Source organism: Paraburkholderia sp. BCC1884, from assembly GCF_900996225.1.
Lineage (GTDB): Bacteria > Pseudomonadota > Gammaproteobacteria > Burkholderiales > Burkholderiaceae > Paraburkholderia.
In genome coordinates this window covers 645,364-661,614 of record NZ_CAAJGL010000068.1, presented here as the reverse complement: position 1 = coordinate 661,614, position 16,251 = coordinate 645,364, and the positions used below count along the sequence as shown (strand labels likewise).

At 63.7% G+C, this 16,251-nt stretch carries 14 protein-coding genes; 7 read left to right on the top strand and 7 right to left on the bottom strand.

Annotated elements, in window-relative coordinates; genetic code table 11:
• Nucleotides 1–10: 10 nt before the first annotated feature.
• On the bottom strand, nucleotides 11–1,246 hold the full coding sequence (locus FQ705_RS09855; RefSeq protein ID WP_144140271.1) for an efflux RND transporter periplasmic adaptor subunit: 1,236 nt from the start codon (nucleotides 1,244–1,246) through the stop codon (nucleotides 11–13).
• Between the two features lie 367 nt (nucleotides 1,247–1,613).
• On the opposite strand from FQ705_RS09855, the gene FQ705_RS09850 reads away from it, so the two are divergent.
• The 5 genes from FQ705_RS09850 (at nucleotide 1,614) to FQ705_RS09830 (ending at nucleotide 5,421) form a co-directional block, all read left to right on the top strand.
• On the top strand, nucleotides 1,614–2,153 hold the full coding sequence (locus FQ705_RS09850) for a TetR/AcrR family transcriptional regulator (protein WP_409934689.1): 540 nt from the start codon (nucleotides 1,614–1,616) through the stop codon (nucleotides 2,151–2,153).
• Nucleotides 2,154–2,211: 58 nt separating this feature from the next.
• Entirely contained in the window at nucleotides 2,212–2,781 is a 570-nt protein-coding gene (locus FQ705_RS09845) for a TetR/AcrR family transcriptional regulator (RefSeq protein WP_144140267.1), read from the top strand.
• Nucleotides 2,782–2,935: 154 nt separating this feature from the next.
• Nucleotides 2,936–3,817, top strand: coding sequence for an NmrA family NAD(P)-binding protein (locus FQ705_RS09840; RefSeq protein ID WP_144140265.1), 882 nt, complete (start codon nucleotides 2,936–2,938; stop codon nucleotides 3,815–3,817).
• Between the two features lie 48 nt (nucleotides 3,818–3,865).
• Nucleotides 3,866–4,627: an SDR family oxidoreductase gene (locus tag FQ705_RS09835; protein ID WP_144140263.1), complete on the top strand. Its 762-nt coding sequence runs from the start codon at nucleotides 3,866–3,868 to the stop codon at nucleotides 4,625–4,627.
• Between the two features lie 170 nt (nucleotides 4,628–4,797).
• A complete protein-coding gene (locus tag FQ705_RS09830; protein ID WP_144140261.1) occupies nucleotides 4,798–5,421 on the top strand; it encodes a LysE family translocator in 624 nt (207 codons plus the stop codon).
• A gap of 6 nt (nucleotides 5,422–5,427) precedes the next feature.
• Here the strand turns inward: FQ705_RS09830 and FQ705_RS09825 are convergent, their stop codons facing one another.
• On the bottom strand, nucleotides 5,428–6,843 hold the full coding sequence (locus tag FQ705_RS09825) for a PLP-dependent aminotransferase family protein (RefSeq protein WP_144140259.1): 1,416 nt from the start codon (nucleotides 6,841–6,843) through the stop codon (nucleotides 5,428–5,430).
• Between the two features lie 152 nt (nucleotides 6,844–6,995).
• On the opposite strand from FQ705_RS09825, the gene FQ705_RS09820 reads away from it, so the two are divergent.
• Complete coding sequence (locus FQ705_RS09820) at nucleotides 6,996–8,324, top strand: aspartate aminotransferase family protein (protein ID WP_144140257.1); 1,329 nt, start codon at nucleotides 6,996–6,998, stop codon at nucleotides 8,322–8,324.
• 63 nt (nucleotides 8,325–8,387) lie between these two features.
• Here the strand turns inward: FQ705_RS09820 and FQ705_RS09815 are convergent, their stop codons facing one another.
• Nucleotides 8,388–8,906 carry a DUF6496 domain-containing protein gene (locus FQ705_RS09815; protein ID WP_144140255.1) on the bottom strand — a complete coding sequence of 173 codons (519 nt, stop codon included), beginning with the start codon at nucleotides 8,904–8,906 and terminating at the stop codon, nucleotides 8,388–8,390.
• Between the two features lie 243 nt (nucleotides 8,907–9,149).
• Here FQ705_RS09815 and FQ705_RS09810 point away from each other — a divergent pair, with 243 nt between their 5' ends.
• The gene (locus FQ705_RS09810) at nucleotides 9,150–9,401 is read left to right on the top strand and encodes a hypothetical protein (RefSeq protein WP_007178046.1); all 252 of its coding nucleotides are present in this window, start codon (nucleotides 9,150–9,152) and stop codon (nucleotides 9,399–9,401) included.
• A gap of 139 nt (nucleotides 9,402–9,540) precedes the next feature.
• Here the strand turns inward: FQ705_RS09810 and FQ705_RS09805 are convergent, their stop codons facing one another.
• The 4 genes from FQ705_RS09805 to FQ705_RS09790 form a co-directional block, all read right to left on the bottom strand.
• Nucleotides 9,541–10,749, bottom strand: a complete 1,209-nt coding sequence (locus FQ705_RS09805) for an ABC transporter substrate-binding protein (protein WP_144140254.1) — start codon at nucleotides 10,747–10,749, stop codon at nucleotides 9,541–9,543.
• Between the two features lie 82 nt (nucleotides 10,750–10,831).
• A complete protein-coding gene (locus FQ705_RS09800; protein WP_144140252.1) occupies nucleotides 10,832–14,452 on the bottom strand; it encodes a molybdopterin cofactor-binding domain-containing protein in 3,621 nt (1,206 codons plus the stop codon).
• A complete protein-coding gene (locus tag FQ705_RS09795; RefSeq protein WP_144140250.1) occupies nucleotides 14,449–14,967 on the bottom strand; it encodes a (2Fe-2S)-binding protein in 519 nt (172 codons plus the stop codon). Before FQ705_RS09795 ends, FQ705_RS09800 begins: the two co-directional genes overlap by 4 nt.
• 31 nt (nucleotides 14,968–14,998) lie before the next feature.
• Entirely contained in the window at nucleotides 14,999–16,198 is a 1,200-nt protein-coding gene (locus tag FQ705_RS09790; RefSeq protein ID WP_144140248.1) for an amidohydrolase family protein, read from the bottom strand.
• Between the last annotated feature and the right edge of the window lie 53 nt (nucleotides 16,199–16,251).

Here is a 16,251-nt window from a genome sequence, read left to right as displayed (position 1 = left end):
GGACTCGTCCTTAGCCTTGATCGGACGCAGGTTGAATCGACCCTGCGTGAGGGGACACTTTGGACCCCGGCATGGCCGTGGGCAGACCTTCGATGATCACCTTGTCGGTGGGCGCGAGACCCGAACGGATCACACGCAAGCCGCCGCGCATGTCGCCGAGTTCAACAGGCTTGGGGGTCACGACGTCGTTCGGCCCAACTGTCAGAACGATATGGTTCGACTGATCCTGAACCACGGCCGCGTCCGGCACCAGCAAGGCCGCCTGCGGCATCGACACGGCAAGGCGCACCCGGGCGAAACCGCCTGGCGTCATCAGCAGATCGGCGTTGGGAACCGTCGCGCGGGCATGGATGGTCCCGCTGGATCGATCGAGCGCGTTGTCGACGAAATTGAGGGTGCCCTGATGCGTGTACTTCGTTTCGTCGCTGAGCGAGATATCCACGCTGTTCGCCAACTGATTCTTTTGCTGCTCGCGCGCGCGGAGAAAGGTCATGTACTCCCCTTCGCTCATATCGAAGTCCAGATAGACCGGATCGAGCGAGACGAGTGTGGCGAGCAAAGTCGTGGGGCTGCTCGCCGCCCGGCTGCCTGCCACCAGGTTACCCGTGGACACCAGATGGGTGCCGATGCGGCCCGTGAACGGCGCGCTGATCTTGCAACGGTCCAGGTCGAACTGGGCGTCGCGAACCCGCGCCTTCGCATCGTCCACGGCAGCCTGCGCAGCCTGCTTTTCTGCCGCGCGTTGCTCCACGTTCTCCGCAGTGCCGGCGTCGGTGCTCTTCAGCGTTTCAGCGCGCGTCAGTTCGCGGGTCGCCAGATCCAGCCGGGCATGCGCGCTTTCGAGTTGCGCGTTCGCCTGACTCAATTTGATTTCATAGGGGACGGGGTCGATCTCGAAGAGAAGATCGCCCTTATGAACGATGTCGCCGTCCTTGAAGTGGATGCCGGTGAGCGTGCCGCCGACCTGAGCACGCAACTCCACCCGCTCCACCGCCGAGAACTGGCCGAGAAACCCAAGCCTTTGCTCGATATTGCGTTGCAACGGCGCACTGACCGTAACCGGCGGGGCAGACGGCGCAGTCGCGACGGCCCTCGCGGCGTGCCCGTTGGCACGCCACGCCAACGCGCCCGCCACGGCAAGCCCGATCAGCGCCGCGGCCGTCCCGAGTCGGACCGTGCTACGGCGTCGGTTTTTTCGTTCGGGGGCAATCGTTCCGGTTCCAGACCGGTAAAGGCTGTCGTTCATTGCATTCCTCGTTCAATGTTGGAGACGTGTGCACCGCTGAAGAACACACGCAGCGCTGCGCCCGGCGCGTCGACTCGTTCTCTGAACCCGTCCGAACAGATCGTCGGCAAAACACAGGTTAGATGACTAGTTGGCACTATCTGGACTTAAGATAATAGTCATAATCTAAAAAGTCAAGGTTAGATTGCATGCATCATCTATTTTGCTATGATGGTGATGTCGGGCTGGCGCTTCTGTTACCCGATGAATGTGGCCAGAAGGAGCAAGCGATATGAAAAAGTCGAAAGCAGAAGCAGCCGAGACCAGGAAACGGATCGTCGAAGTCGCTACCGATGCGTTCAGGTGCAACGGCATTCGCGCGACGGGCGTGGCGGAAATCATGGCTGCGGCGGGACTGACGCATGGCGCGTTCTATCGCCACTTCGATTCGAAGGATCAACTGATCGCCGAGGCGTGCGCGGCCGGCGTGGATGTGCTCGTCGATTCGGCGGAGATCGCCGCCGAAGGGGGTACCGAAGCCTTCCTCGACCACCTCGAACAATTTCTTTCGGCGGACTATCACGACGACAGTCTGGCCGGCTGCCCTTTCGTCTCGATGGGAAGCGAGCTGGCTCGCGCCGATGCGGATACGCGTCGTGCGGCGACGACGGGGTTTCTGGAATTGATCGAGATCGTCGCCAGACGCGAAGGATCGATGGACGGCGGAGTTTCCGAGGACAGCGCACTGTTTACGGTCACGTCCATGATAGGGGCGGTCACCATGGCACGAATCGTCAATGACCCAGCCGTGTCCGGCCGGATTCTCGACGTGGCGAGAGCGCGCCTGACCGGGCAATCATGCCGCGAGCAAAGCGCGGCGAAGCAGGCGTACACAGCCGTCCTGCCGGCTCCACAAAAATCTTCTTGATTTCGCTAAAGATGATACATACAATCTAAAACAGGAAAACGAAGGAGCAAGGACGGCCATGAAAAAGTCGAAAACCGAAACCGCAGAAACTCGCCGGCGCATCGTCGAGACGGCAGCTCGACAATTTCGGCGCAATGGGATTCAAGCTACCGGCGTGGCGGAAGTGATGGCTGAGGCCGGACTGACCCACGGCGGGTTTTACCGCCACTTCGGTTCCAAGGATCAATTGGTCGCGGAAGCTTGCGAAGCCGGTTTCGGGCCGGTTACCGAAGCATTCGAGGCCGCCACGAAGCGCGACGACGGTGAAGGTTTCAACGCCATCGTGGACAGCTACGTCTCCACCGGCCATCGCGACAACCCTGAAGAAGGTTGCCCGCTAGCCGGCATGGGCAGCGAACTGGCACGCGCCGACTTGCCGACACGTGAAATTGCAGCGAAAGGATTCGACGACATGGTCGGCGTCATCGCCAAGGGCCTCGAACCCGGCCAGCCGGAATCCGCTCGCTCGGAAGCGATATTCGCCGTAGCGACCATGATCGGCGCTATCACGATGGCGCGGGTCATCGCCGATCCTGATGCTTCGGCGTCCGTGCTTGAAATTGTAAGAGAACGCCTCAAGACACTTTAGAGACCGCAGCGGGTAGCTGTGATCCCGTTTCCCTTCGCTCATTTATGTGCATATACACAGACTAACGATATGCCCGCCGTTGAAATACTGACGACGGAGTGAGCCTCTCTCGCACTCCCAGGAGTGCACATCTTTTCGAATGGAGTTTCGTATCATGAAGCAGCGCAAATATCTGGTCACTGCAGCTACGGGCAAGACGGGTGTGTACACCGTGGAGCATCTCATCAGGAGCGGTCACGCGGTTCGTGCCCTCGTCCACACGGAAGACGCGCGCGCCGACGCACTTCGCCAAACCGGCGCGGAAGTCATCGTCGGCGATCTGCTCGAACACGACGACGCCATTCGGGCGACCGACGGCGTCGCGGGTGCCTACCTGTGCTATCCGGTGAGCCCGGGATTCATCCAGGCCACCGCTTATTTCGCCGACGCCGCTCGCCGGGCAGGCCTCGACATCGTCGTGAACATGTCTCAGATCTCGGCGCGCGAAAACGCGAAGAGCCATGCCGCACGCGATCACTGGATTGCGGAGCGCGTGCTCGACTGGTCCGGCGTGCCGACCGTGCATATCCGTCCGACCTTCTTCTCGGAATGGCTCACCTTTCCGTGGGTGCGCGACCCCATCGTGAACGAAGGCAAGATCACGCTGCCGTACGGCGAAGGTCGTCACGCGGCGATCGGCGCCGAAGATCAGGCTCGTGTGATTGCCGCGCTTCTCACCCATCCCGCCGAGCACGTCGGCAAGATTTATCCGCTGTACGGCGCCGTCGAAATGGACCATCGGCAGATAGCCGAAGTGGTGGGTCAAGTGATCGGGCGCAAAGTTGTCTATAGCCCATCGACCCTCGAGCAATATCGCAAGCATCTGGAATCGTACAAGCTGCCGGAATTCATCATTCAGCACTTCGAAGAGGTGGCGGTCGATTACCAGAACGGCATTTTCGCCGGCATGAACGATGTGGTTCACCGGATCACCGGCCAGTCACCGCAGACGGTCGAGGCATTTGTTGTCGCCAATCGCAAAGCATTCGAGGCATAAGCCCTCGCTATTTTCTCCAGATCAAATTCTTTGAACGGCGTGGACATCATGAAACTCAGCGGCAACACCATCTTCATTACTGGCGGCGCATCGGGAATCGGCCGCGGTCTGGCCGAGGCACTTCATCGCAAAGGCAATAAAGTCATTATTAGCGGACGCCGTAAAGCGTTGCTCGATGAAGTAGCAAAGGCCAATCCGGGCATCGACACGATCGAGCTCGACGTCACCAACGCGGATCAGATCGCCCGTGTCGCGAGGACGCTGATCGCTCGATATCCCACCCTCAACGTCGTTTTCAACAACGCGGGCATCATGCCGTTCGACGACATCACCGGTCCCCTGGACGATGCTCAGGCGGTCCACCTCGTGAACACCAACCTGTTGGGACCGGTGCGTGTCAGCGGCGCCTTCGTCGAACATCTGAAGACACAGCCGGAATCCGCCATCATCAACACGAGTTCGGTTGTCGCCTACATCCCGATGGCCATGTCGGCGCTGTATTCGGCGACCAAGGCGGCAATCCACTCCTACACGCTGTCGCAACGTTTTGCGCTGCGCAATAGCTCGGTGCGGGTGCTGGAAATCGCCCCGCCGTGGGTGGACACGGATCTGGTCTTCAAAAGCGGCGATCCGCGCGCGATGCAGCCCGAAGCGTTCATTGCAGAGACGATGAAGCTCCTCGAAGAAGCGACATCGGAAGTGGTGGTGGAATCGGCCAGACAGTTGCGCGACGCAGCCGGTCCGAACGAACACGGCGTGGTGGACTATTTCAATCAGATGATCCTCGACAACCCGCTTCCCACACCGTAAGCGCGAGTGACAAATGCGTCGGCCACCGCCTTGCGGGCGGTCGACGCCCGTCTCCTACCGATCGCCCTCTCGATCGTACCGGCCAGCATCTCACGCTCCGTACCGGTACTGTACCGGCCGCCCTGACTAGAATGATCCGACGTTCACTCGTCCGTCAGCGGAGCCATCCCATGTCCTACCTCACACTCAGCGCGCTGCCCGCCGGCATTCTCTTCGCGCTCGTGACTTCGATCACCCCCGGTCCGAACAACACCATGCTGCTGGCCTCGGGCGTCAACTTCGGCTTCCGGCGCACGCTGCCGCACCTCTCGGGCATTAGCGCAGGCGTCGTCCTGTTGATGTTGTCGATCGGTATCGGCCTCGGTGAAGCTTTTGTTCACTTCCCCGTGCTCTACACGGTGCTCGAAGTGGCGAGCGTGGCTTATCTGCTGTATCTGGCGTGGAAAATCGGCACGTCGGGCGAGTTGAAGGTCAAGAAGGGCGAGCGTCGGCCCATGAAGTTTCATGAAGCGCTGGCGTTCCAGTGGGTCAATCCGAAAGCATGGATGATGGTGCTGACCGCCGCGACGACGATCCACCTCAGCGAGAGCTACAGCATGAATGCCCTCGCAATGGCCGCGGTCTTCTATGTGATCGGTTTTCCGTGCATCTGCCTGTGGGCAGGTTTCGGCACGGCCATGCGCACGGTGCTGTCGGACCCGAAGCGCCTGCGCATCTTCAATCTCGGCATGGCGCTGCTGCTGGTGCTCTCGCTGTATCCGATCGCGTTGCGGCTGCTCGGCCACGCCGCTTGAGCGCGGTCATACCGTGCCCTTCCCGACCCGTTCGATGAAGCGCCACAACGCGTCGTCGGTGGAATACGGCGCGTTGAAACGAAACCAGGCGCTCGGCGCGTCGTCGGGACGGAAGTAGGAGCCGGGCGCCAGCCAGATACCGTGTTTGAGCGCCGCCGTCGCCACGTCGCCAGCCTGAGCGGGCTCGATCGGCAAGCGCGCCCACAGAAACAGACCGGCGCGCGGCCGATGAAACAATTCCAGGCCCAGCGAATCGAGCCGCTCTTCGACCGTCGCATGCGCCAGCTTGAGGCGTTCGTTCACCGCTTCCACGTGGCGCGCGTAGCGTCCTTCGAGCAGCACCTTGTCGACGATCCGCTCGATTGCTTCCGACGACGTCAATCCCACCGCCATCTTCGTGCGCGCCAGTTCGCGCAGCACCGCGCGCTCGGCGACCACGTAGCCGCAGCGCAGTCCCGGCGTCACCGTCTTCGAAAATCCGCCGACATAGAGCACCCGCTGCAGGCCCTCCATCGCCGCGAAGAGCGGCGCGCCCGACGGCGCCAGCTCACGGCTCACATCGTCTTCGATCACCCACATGCGTTGCCGCTCGGCGATCTGCAGCAAGCGGAACGCGGCCGACATGCCGAAGGTCGCGCCGGTCGGATTCTGCAGCGTAGTGTTGACGAAGATCGCCTTCGGCTTGTGCCGCGCGACCAGCGCCTCCAGTACCTCGGTATCGATGCCCGCCGGCGTGCGCGGCACGCCATGCACGTCGAGACCGGCCAGCTTGAGAATCTGCAGCAGATTGCAATAACCCGGGTCTTCGACGATGACGGCGTCGCCCGCGCGCAGCAAGGTCCGCACGATCAGATCGAGCCCTTGGGTCGCGCCTTGCGTGAGCAGCACGTTGTCGACGTCCACCGGCAAGCCGCGCCGGTCGAGCTGCTCGGCGATCCGTTCGCGCAACGGCGCGAAGCCGTACGGATGGCCGTAATCGCCGAGGCGCGCCGCCGGCACCCGGCTCATCGCGCGCAAGGCGTGTTGCAGGCCGGTTTCGTTGATCCATTCGTTCGGCAACCAGCCGCCGCCCGCCTTGATCGGCACCGAATGATCGGCGAACACATCCGACAGCAGCCACGTCGCCGTGAGGCTGGGCGGTTGCCAGTCGGTCGCGGCGACCCGCGCGGGCTGTGTGCGCGCCGCCACCCGATAGCCGGACCCGCGCCGCGCGACCACCAGCCCCATCGACACCAGCCGGTTGTACGCTTCCGTCACCGTAAAGGTGCTCAGCGCGTGGCTCTGCGCCAGTTGCCGCACCGACGGCAACAGCGCGCCCGCGCGCAGCGACTGCGCCTCGATGGCGCGCGTGAAGCCCTGCACCACCTGCTCGACGAGGGTGGGAGCGGCGCGTCGGTCGCGCTCAAGTTCTAGTTCGATCATGATCAGTTCCAGCGGCACAGTTAGCGCGAATTCACCAGCACAGTTAGCATCACACTACGCCAACTGTTTATGCCGCCATTAAACCGCGAACGCTACAGTTTCGCTACGCCCCAATGCAAGTCACCTTGGGGGACCACTTCGAGGAGATACCCATGACTTCGCGCCCCGTCATCGACGATCTGTCGTCCTTCTGGATGCCGTTCACCGCCAATCGCCAGTTCAAGGCCGCTCCGCGCCTGCTGGAATCGGCCAAGGGCATGTACTACCGTAGTTCGGACGGACGCGAGGTGCTCGACGGCTGCGCAGGATTGTGGTGTGTGAACGCGGGCCATGGCCGCGAGGAAATCATCGCCGCGATCACCGAGCAATTGTCCACGCTCGACTTCGCGCCGACTTTCCAGATGGGCCATCCGCTCGCCTTTGAAGCGGCCGCCAAGGTGGCCGAGTTGATGCCCGCCGGTCTCGACCGCATCTTCTTCACCAACTCGGGTTCCGAATCGGTCGACACCGCGCTGAAAATCGCCCTCGCGTACCACCGTTCGCGCGGCGAAGGCCAGCGCACGCGCCTGATCGGCCGGGAGCGCGGCTATCACGGCGTGGGCTTCGGCGGCATCTCGGTGGGCGGCATCGCGCCGAACCGTAAGACTTTTTCCGGCGCGCTGTTGCCGGCGGTCGACCATCTGCCGCACACGCATAACCTCGAACACAACGCGTTCTCGAAGGGCCAGCCCGCGTGGGGCGCGCATCTCGCCGAAGAACTCGAACGCATCGTCACGTTGCACGACGCCTCTACGATCGCGGCGGTGATCGTCGAACCGGTGGCCGGCTCCACGGGCGTGCTGATTCCGCCGCAAGGCTATCTGCAGAAGCTGCGCGAGATCTGCACGAAGCACGGCATCCTGCTGATTTTCGACGAAGTGATCACCGGTTTCGGCCGCATCGGCAAGGCCACGGCCAGCGAGTATTTCGGCGTGACGCCGGACCTGATCACGATGGCGAAGGCGATCAACAACGCCGCGATTCCAATGGGCGCCGTCGCCGCGAGCCGCACGATCCACGACACGATCGTCAACAGCGGCGCGCAGGGCGCGATCGAGCTGTTTCACGGTTACACGTATTCGGCGCACCCGGCGGCGGCCGCCGCCGCTGTGGCCACGCTGGATCTGTATCGTCGAGAAGGCCTGTTCGAGCGCGCCGCCACGCTGGCGCCGACGTTCGAAGCCGCGGCTCACTCGCTGCGCAACGCGAAACACGTCAAGGACGTTCGCAACCTGGGCATGATCGCCGGCGTCGAACTCGAGCCGCGTGAGGGGGCGCCAGGCGCGCGCGCTTACGAGGCATTCGTGAAATGCTTCGAGGCGGGTGTGCTGGTGCGCTTCACCGGCGACATTCTCGCTTTCTCGCCGCCGCTCATCATCGACGAAGAGCAGATCGCGCACCTCTTCAAGACGGTGGGCGAGGTGCTGGCAACCGTGCAGTAAGTAGACCGGGCGGAAGCCGGCGCGGGTGGGCCGCGCCGGTTTCCATGACATGACGCGCGGGCGTTAGCGGTGCGCGCGTGCAGCCCGTGTATGGGCGGCCTTTTTTGCTGCGGCGGAACGGCCTGCCGCTCCCTTAGTCGCGGCGGCTTTCTTGGCCGTTGCTGACCGGCTGGCTGCCGGACGTTTGGCCGCTGCTGTCTTCGTCTGCTTCGACAGCGCCGCGTGCGAGGCACCGGCGCTCCCCTCCCGCTTCAGCGCATCGGACGACGCACGCGAACGCTTCGCGCTCGATTCCGTGCGCTTTCTGGCCGTGCTCTTGGGCTGGCCAGCCGCATTGTCCTGATCGGCTTTCTTGCGGGTCGCTTCGCTTGTGGTGCCCTTCTTCGGCGACTTCACGGCGACGCCTGCGCGACGCGCTTCCGACAGACCAATAGCAATCGCCTGCTTCGCCGATTTCACGCCGTGTTTGCCGGCGCGCACCTTGTCGACCTGTTCCTTGACGAATTCTCCGGCCTGGGTACTCGATGCCTTGCCGGCACGCTTGTCGGCTTGGGCACGCTTGAGGGTTCGTTGTTCGGGCATGACAGTTCTCCTGTTGGGCGAGTGTCTTCGTCATGCAGCAACGCGTGTGCCGAGGGCGTCGACCAACCTGCACCCGTCGCATGGAATTGCACGCAGCACAGCGATGTTGGATAAAGATGCGCCTAACGCGCCCAGTTGCGCCCAGACTTTATGAATCGCTCCGACGGGGCTCGCGCCTGCCGGCTGGACGGCGTATGGTGTACCTGAGGGTTGGCGCGCTGGTCCGACCCGCGGGAGACGTCCATGAAGATACCGACCGTTCGTGCAGGCGCACATATCGAAGGCGTGCATTGGATCGCCGAATACGCCGAAGACGTGCATGAGATTCGCGTCTTCCGGGAAGGCCAGGAAGTGGATGTGCACAACGCACCCTCCACGCTGTTCGGCGACGAAGAGAACGCGGGCTCGAAGAGCACCGCCGATCATCGGGCGGTGGAGGCCGCCGTGCTCGCGTATCTGAAGCGTTTCGTGATCGAGCACGACGCCGAGGAATAGCCGAAGCCGGCTGTCGCGGCAATCGCTCGCGCATGTGCAATGCAATGCACTTGCACATGCGCGAGCGCTGCAAGCAAGCCAGTCTGCGGCTGACACATCACGCCGCAGACCGGACTCACCTGTTGTTACACAGCAGCACTTACTCCGCGGGCCGCAGCTTCTTCACCTCGGCATCCGAAGGCTGAACGCTGGCGCCGTCGATATACCGATACGACGTCATCACGCCCTTGCCATCCTTCAGACCCGTGACGCCAACATAGGCGCCCATGGTCGACTGGTTGTCCTGCGCGCGATACGTGATCGGCCCAAACGGCGTTTCCACTCCCAACCCTTTGAACGCGGCGGCAAGCTTATCCGGGTCGACCGAACCCGCCTTCTTGATGCCCGCCGCAATCGACATCAGCGCCGAGTACCCCACCACGGACCCCAGGCGCGGATAGTCGTGATACTTCGCCTGGTATGCATCGACGAACTTCTTGTTGGCCGCCGTATCGATCGAATACCACGGGTAGCCCGTCACGATCCAGCCGGTCGGTGCTTCGGCGCCGAGCGGATCGAGATAGTCCGGTTCGCCGGTCAGCAGCGACACCACGCTGCGATCCTTGAAGAGCCCACGCGTATTCCCTTCGCGCACGAACTTGCCGAGGTCGGCGCCGAACAGCACGTTGAAAATCGCATCGGGTTTCGCGTCCGCGATGGCTTGCGTGACGGCGCCCGCGTCGACATTGCCCAGGGGAGTAGCCTGTTCGGCAACGAACTCCACGTCGGGCTGTGCCGCCTGCATCAGCTTCTTGAAGGTCGCGACCGCCGATTGACCATACTCATAGTTCGGATACACCAGCGCCCAGCGCTTTTTCTTCAGCTTGACCGCTTCGGGCACCAGCATCGCCACCTGCATGTACGTCGACGGCCGCAGACGGTACGTGTACTTGTTGCCATCGGCCCAAACGATCTTGTCGGTCAGCGGCTCGGCGGCGAGGAAGAAAATCTTCTTCTGCTTCGCGAAGTCGCTCAGCGCAAGCCCGGTATTCGACAGGAAGCCGCCGAACAGCAATTGCACCTGCTCACGCGCGATCAATTCCTGCGCCACGCGAATCGTATCGCCCGGGTTGCCGTTATCGTCGCGCGAGACGACTTCGAGTTGTTTGCCGAGCACGCCGCCCGCAGCGTTCACCTGGTCGAGCGCGAGATTCCAGCCGTTCTTGTAAGGGCCGAGAAAGGCGGGCTGCGCCTTGTAGCTGTTGATCTCGCCAATCTTGATGGTCTGCTGGGCGTTCGCGCCCAAGGCAGCAAACGACAGTACGGTCGATACCGTCAGGCGGGAAATCCATCGTGCGCGCGTGGTCATGCGTTTCTCCGTTATCAAAAGGATTGCGGGAATGCGGGTGGTTGTTCTGCAGCGTTCAAGCCAGCGACCCAACGTGGACGGCTCAGTGCGCCGTCGGCGTCGCGCGGATGCGCGTCACGCTCGCCGTCACGTCCTGCCAGGCGGGCTTGCCGCCGGCGAATTGTTGACGCAGGTACGACACGAGCTCGGCGACCTGGGCGTCGTTGAAACTGTCGCGGTAAGCCGGCATCGTACCGAGTTCGGGCCGCGCCGGCGAGCCGATGCCCTCCAGAATCACGCGAATCAGATTATCAGGCGTTGCGCTATGCAGATTCGTGTTAAGCGCGAGCGAGGGGTGCGCGCCGAACAATTGCGGTCCGCTTCCCGTGTGATGGCAGGCGGCGCATGCCCCGTCGAAGAGGCGCGCGCCGAGCCCCGCAGGAGCACCGGTGATCGCGCTGGCCTGCTCGTACTGACGCGCGAGCGCCGCGGGGTCCGCATTGGGTTCGAGCGGATTGAGCGAGGCGAGATAGGTGGCCATCGCGCGAATGTCGCTGTCGGGTAAAGCGGCCAGATCGCCTACGACCGGCGCCATCGGCCCGGCGGCCACGCCGTGCAAAGGGGCATGACCGTGACGCAGATAACTGAACAATTCCTGCTCGCTCCACGGAACCGGCGCGCTCGACAGCGTCGATAACGCAGGCGCTTCCCAGCCTTCCGCGAGGCCGCCGCCCATGAACGCCGCGCCGGATTTCTCCGCGCCGAATGCGTTGCGCGGTGTGTGGCACGCGCTGCAATGGCCGAGCCCGTTCACGAGATACGCGCCACGATTCCATTGCGCGCTTTGCGTCGCGCTCGGCTTGAACGTATGGCGGCCGAGGAAGAGACCGTTCCACACGGCCATCAGCGGACGCACACTGAACGGATACGCCAGCTTCGTTTCCGGCGCACGGGCGCGCACTGGCGTTTGCGCCATCAGGTAGGCGTAGAGCGCCTGCAGATCGTCGTCGGAAGTATTCTTGAACGACGTGTACGGAAACACGGGATACAGCCGATGCCCATCGCGGCTGATGCCTTCGCGCATCGCACGAATGAAGGCCTCGAGCGACCAGTTGCCGATGCCGGTGAGGCCATCGGGCGTGAGGTTGGTGCTATAGACCGTGCCGAACGGCGTGTCGAGCGCTTTGCCGCCGGCGTTCGGCACCCCGTTATGCGCGGTATGGCACACCGCGCAATTGCCGAGCGACGCAAGCAGCTTGCCGCGCGCTACCAGGTCCGGGGCGAATGCACTCGCGAGCGGCGGCGTGATCGGCGCAATGGCTTGCGGCGTGAGCGCAAGCGCACCGAGCCAGCCAGCCGCGCCCGCAGCGAACGCACCGAGCAAGCCCAGACGCCAGCGCTTCTTTTTTCGCGCGGCGGCTTCTTCGGCCTGGGCATCGGCGAGTGCTGCGCGGATCGTCTCCGGCGTGAATGGCGGGCGGCGAAACCGTACGCCCGTCGCGTCGTAGAGCGCATTGGCAATCGCCGCCGCGCCCGGCAGCGAGGCGGACTCGCCCGCGCCCATCGGCGGCTCGCCGTGGCGCGGCATCATCACTACGTCGATCACCGGCACTTCGCGGAACGTCAGGATTGGATAAGCGCCCCACTCCTGGCTCGTGACCGCGTTCTCGCCGAATGTCACGCGTTCTTTCAACGCACGGCTGGTGGCCTGGATCACGTTGCCGTGAATCTGATGACGCACGCCGTCGGGATTGACCATGGTGCCGGTGTCCTGACCGACCACCACACGCGTCACGGCAAGCTCGCCGCTTTTGCGATTCACTTCGACGTCCGCAATCCATGCGGACCACGCGGCGCCGAAGCCGGGAAATTTGCTATGCACGTAGCGTGCATAAGCAATGCCACGGCCGCGTGCGATGTCGCCGTCGCCCTCTTCGCGCGGCACTGTCCATGCAGCCGCGCGTGGCGTCCAGCCGGCCTTGTCGGCGACCGCCTTGACGAGATCGATCGCACGCGGATCGCTCAGATGCTGCAAGCGAAATTCGACGGGATCGATGCCCGCCTGCGTGGCGAGTTCGTCGATGAAAGATTCATGCGCGAACGTATTCGGCAATGCGGATACGCCACGCAGCCAGGACGCGCGCACGATCGGCGGCGTGTCGTCGCAAACGATACGCATGGTCCGGTAATCGTACGGCGGCACGGCCGTGCGGTCGCCCATCTCGAACACCTGCGGCTGTGCGGAGATCGTGCCGGTCAGCAGCAATGCGAGCGTCGGTGCGTCGTTCGATGGATAGCGCGTCGCGAAGTCGTAAGCCGCCAGTTCGCCCGACGCGCTCAATGCGCCGCGCACGTCCATCAATTGCGCAGCACCCTTCGGCTCCCACGCGTGCTCGTCTTCGCGCGACAGTTGCACGCGCACCGGAGCGCCGGTCGCGCGTGAGAGCAGCGCGGCGTCGGCGGCGACATCGTCCGCGCAATTCCGGCCGTAGCAGCCCGCCGCCTCCATGCGCACGATCTCGATGCACGCTTCGTCCAGCGTCAGCAACAAGGCAAGATCGGCGCGCAGCGAATGCGGGTTCTGCGTGCCCGACCAGACCTTCAACGCGCCCTCGCGATAGTCGGCGACCGCGCATGACGGGCCGATCGAGGCGTGCATCTGAAACGGCCACACGTAGGTGCGCTCCATCGTGCGGGCCGGGTCTTGAGTCAGCGCAGCGTCCACGTCGCCTTCGATCAGCAGATCGCGCCGACTGGAAGGATTCGCGCGCAGTGCCGCTTCCACCTCTTCGCTGGTGTCGAGCGAAGGCAGACCTTCGACCGCTTTCCAGCGCACGTCGAGACGTTTGACGGCTTGCTGTGCGACTTCTTCGCGCTCCGCCACGATGCCGACAAAATCGCGAATCACCACCACGTCGACGATGCCAGGCAAATCGGCAAGCGAGTGTTCATCGACCTGCAGCAGGCTATTGCCCATGAAGTCGCCCTGCGCGACGCCTGCATAAGGCGGCCGCACCACGCGGCCGTGCAGCATGCCCGGCACGCGCACGTCATGGACGAAACTCAATTCGCCCGTGGCCTTCGCGGGGATATCGACGCGCGGCGTGCTCTTGCCGACGATCTTGTAGCTGTCGGGCGACTTCAACGGCGCGTCGGTAGCGAGTTGCAGTTCGACGCGCCTGCCGCTCACCAACTCGGCGTAAGGGATGCCTTTCGTGGTGGCGTCGGCGTCGCGCCGAAAGATCACACCGTCGCGTATATCGAGTTGTTCCGCGTCGACCTCGAAACGCGCCGCGGCTTGTGCGAGCAGATACTGGCGGGCCTGCGCCGCCGCATGCCGCAACGGCACCGCCGACATCTGGATCGTGGCGCTGGCAATCGTCGGCCCCTGATTCGGCGCTTCGCCCGTGTGGCCCAACACGATCGACACGCGTGTCAAAGGTACATCCAGCTCTTCCGCGACGATCTGTGCGAGCGCCGTACCGATGCCGGTGCCAAGATCGACATGCCCATTGAACGCGACCACGCTGCCGTCATCGCGTACCACGAGGAAAAGATCTGCCTCGGTCGGCACGAACGACGAACGTGAACCCGGTTGCCCGATCGCAGCTTTCACGGGTGCCTGCGGCGGTCGCGTCACGATCAGCACGCTCTGCGCGTCGTACAAATGTTTGCGTGACGGCGGCGGCACGCGTCGGTCGACGCTCAGGTCCGGGCCGGTCATGCGCGCGCTCCTTCCTGCACCGACGATTGCGCGGCGGCCTGCGCCGCCAGCAATTCGGCGGCGCGCTGCACCGCGCGCACGATCTCGACATGCGTGCCGCAACGACACAGATTGCGCGACAACTCGCGGCGGATCGTCTCGACGCCCGGATGCGGATCGCGATCGAGCAAGGCCTTGGCGGTCATGATCATGCCGTTCAGGCAATAGCCGCACTGCGCCGCCTGTTCCTCGATGAAAGCCTGCTGCACCGGATGCAAGGCCGCCCGTGTGCCGAGCCCTTCGAGCGTGGTGATCTCGCGGCCCAGGGCGACCTTGGCGGTCGTGACACAGGCGCGCGTCGGCACGCCGTCGAGCAGTACCGTGCACGCGCCGCATTCGCCCAGTCCGCAGCCGAACTTCGGCCCGTTCAGCGCGAGGTCGTTGCGCAGCAGATAGAGCAAGGGCGTGTCGGCGGCGGCATCGACCAGATGAGTCGCGCCGTTCACCTGCAGCGCAAGCGGCACGCGGCGGTTCATGAGCGAAGCGGGCACACGTGACGGCGCGGCTTCACGACACCACCGGCACTTCGGTGGCCGGCGGCGTATTGCGGCTGCGCCGGCAGCGGATCAGCCCGTCGATCATCACCATGCCTACGCCTGGAAGATCGCCAAGCTGCACGCTTTCGAGCAGCGTGTCGGCGGCAGTGTGCTGGGCGCGGTCCATGAACACCAGGTCGGCGGGGCGGCCCACTTCGATCAGCCCCTGGCGCAGATTGCGTTGCCGCGCGGTGTTGCCGGTCGCAAAGCAGAAAGCGATTTCGGCGGGGACGTCGGCGAGGCTGGAGATCAGCGCGATCATGCGCAAAATACCGAGCGGTTGCACGCCGGAACCGGCGGGACTATCGGTGCCGAGAATGATGCGGTGCGGACACTTGAGTTCGATCGCATGACGCGCAGTCAGCAAAGCGATCCGTTCGTTGCCGTTGTGGACGATTTCCAGCGCGCGGCTCGATTGCTCGCACAGGTCGCACACATGGCGATAGGAGAGCGACGTATGCCCGCCGTTGATGTGGCCGATCACATCGGCATCGGCGGCGAGCACCACGTCGCGATCGATCAGCCCCGAGCCGGGAATCGACGGCCCGCCCGTATGAATCGTGCTCTGAATCCCGTATTTGCGCGCCCACGCCACCATTTGCGCGGCTTCCTCGCCGCCCTTCACGCTGCCGAGACCGACTTCGCCGAGCAGCTTCACGCCCGCTTCCGAGAGCTCCTTGAAGTCCTCTTCGACCATGCCCTTCTCGATCACCGGCGCGCCCGCCATCACCTTCACGCCGCCGCCGACACCCGCGCCGCGCATCCCTTCGAACGAGCGTTGCGCGGTAATCGCGAGCGCCTTCACGCCGAGCACGTCTTTCGGGCGGCCGGGCAAATGCACTTCACCGGCCGAGATCATCGTCGTCACACCGCCGTTCAGGTTGGATTCGATCCAGCCCATCTGATTCTGACGCGGCGTCCAGTCGCCGAACACGGGATGCACATGCGAGTCGATCAGCCCGGGCGCGACCGTCGTGCCCTTGCAATCGACCGTGGTGCGCGCGCCTTCCAGATCGCAGTCCTTTTCCTTGCCGATCGCGACGATCACGCCGTCGTCGATCACCAGCGTGTCGGCGTCTAGAATCGGCTGATCGATGTCGCCGGACAACAGCAGTCCGATGTTCGTTACCGCGACCTTGCCCGACAAGCCTGTCAACGTCTCTGCTGCCATCTGCCTCTCCTTTCGCAACGACTGCCGGGCGCCGCCCGCGTGCTTCGTGCTCG

Excerpts from the sequence above, each read along its gene's own strand:
- FQ705_RS09855 (WP_144140271.1), bottom strand. The coding sequence starts at position 1,246 with ATGAACGACAGCCTTTACCGGTCTGGAACCGGAACGATTGCCCCCGAA.
- FQ705_RS09845 (WP_144140267.1), top strand. The coding sequence starts at position 2,212 with ATGAAAAAGTCGAAAACCGAAACCGCAGAAACTCGCCGGCGCATCGTC.
- FQ705_RS09840 (WP_144140265.1), top strand. The coding sequence starts at position 2,936 with ATGAAGCAGCGCAAATATCTGGTCACTGCAGCTACGGGCAAGACGGGT.
- FQ705_RS09835 (WP_144140263.1), top strand. The coding sequence starts at position 3,866 with ATGAAACTCAGCGGCAACACCATCTTCATTACTGGCGGCGCATCGGGA.
- FQ705_RS09830 (WP_144140261.1), top strand. The coding sequence starts at position 4,798 with ATGTCCTACCTCACACTCAGCGCGCTGCCCGCCGGCATTCTCTTCGCG.
- FQ705_RS09825 (WP_144140259.1), bottom strand. The coding sequence starts at position 6,843 with ATGATCGAACTAGAACTTGAGCGCGACCGACGCGCCGCTCCCACCCTC.
- FQ705_RS09820 (WP_144140257.1), top strand. The coding sequence starts at position 6,996 with ATGACTTCGCGCCCCGTCATCGACGATCTGTCGTCCTTCTGGATGCCG.
- FQ705_RS09815 (WP_144140255.1), bottom strand. The coding sequence starts at position 8,906 with ATGCCCGAACAACGAACCCTCAAGCGTGCCCAAGCCGACAAGCGTGCC.
- FQ705_RS09810 (WP_007178046.1), top strand. The coding sequence starts at position 9,150 with ATGAAGATACCGACCGTTCGTGCAGGCGCACATATCGAAGGCGTGCAT.
- FQ705_RS09805 (WP_144140254.1), bottom strand. The coding sequence starts at position 10,749 with ATGACCACGCGCGCACGATGGATTTCCCGCCTGACGGTATCGACCGTA.
- FQ705_RS09800 (WP_144140252.1), bottom strand. The coding sequence starts at position 14,452 with ATGACCGGCCCGGACCTGAGCGTCGACCGACGCGTGCCGCCGCCGTCA.
- FQ705_RS09795 (WP_144140250.1), bottom strand. The coding sequence starts at position 14,967 with ATGAACCGCCGCGTGCCGCTTGCGCTGCAGGTGAACGGCGCGACTCAT.
- FQ705_RS09790 (WP_144140248.1), bottom strand. The coding sequence starts at position 16,198 with ATGGCAGCAGAGACGTTGACAGGCTTGTCGGGCAAGGTCGCGGTAACG.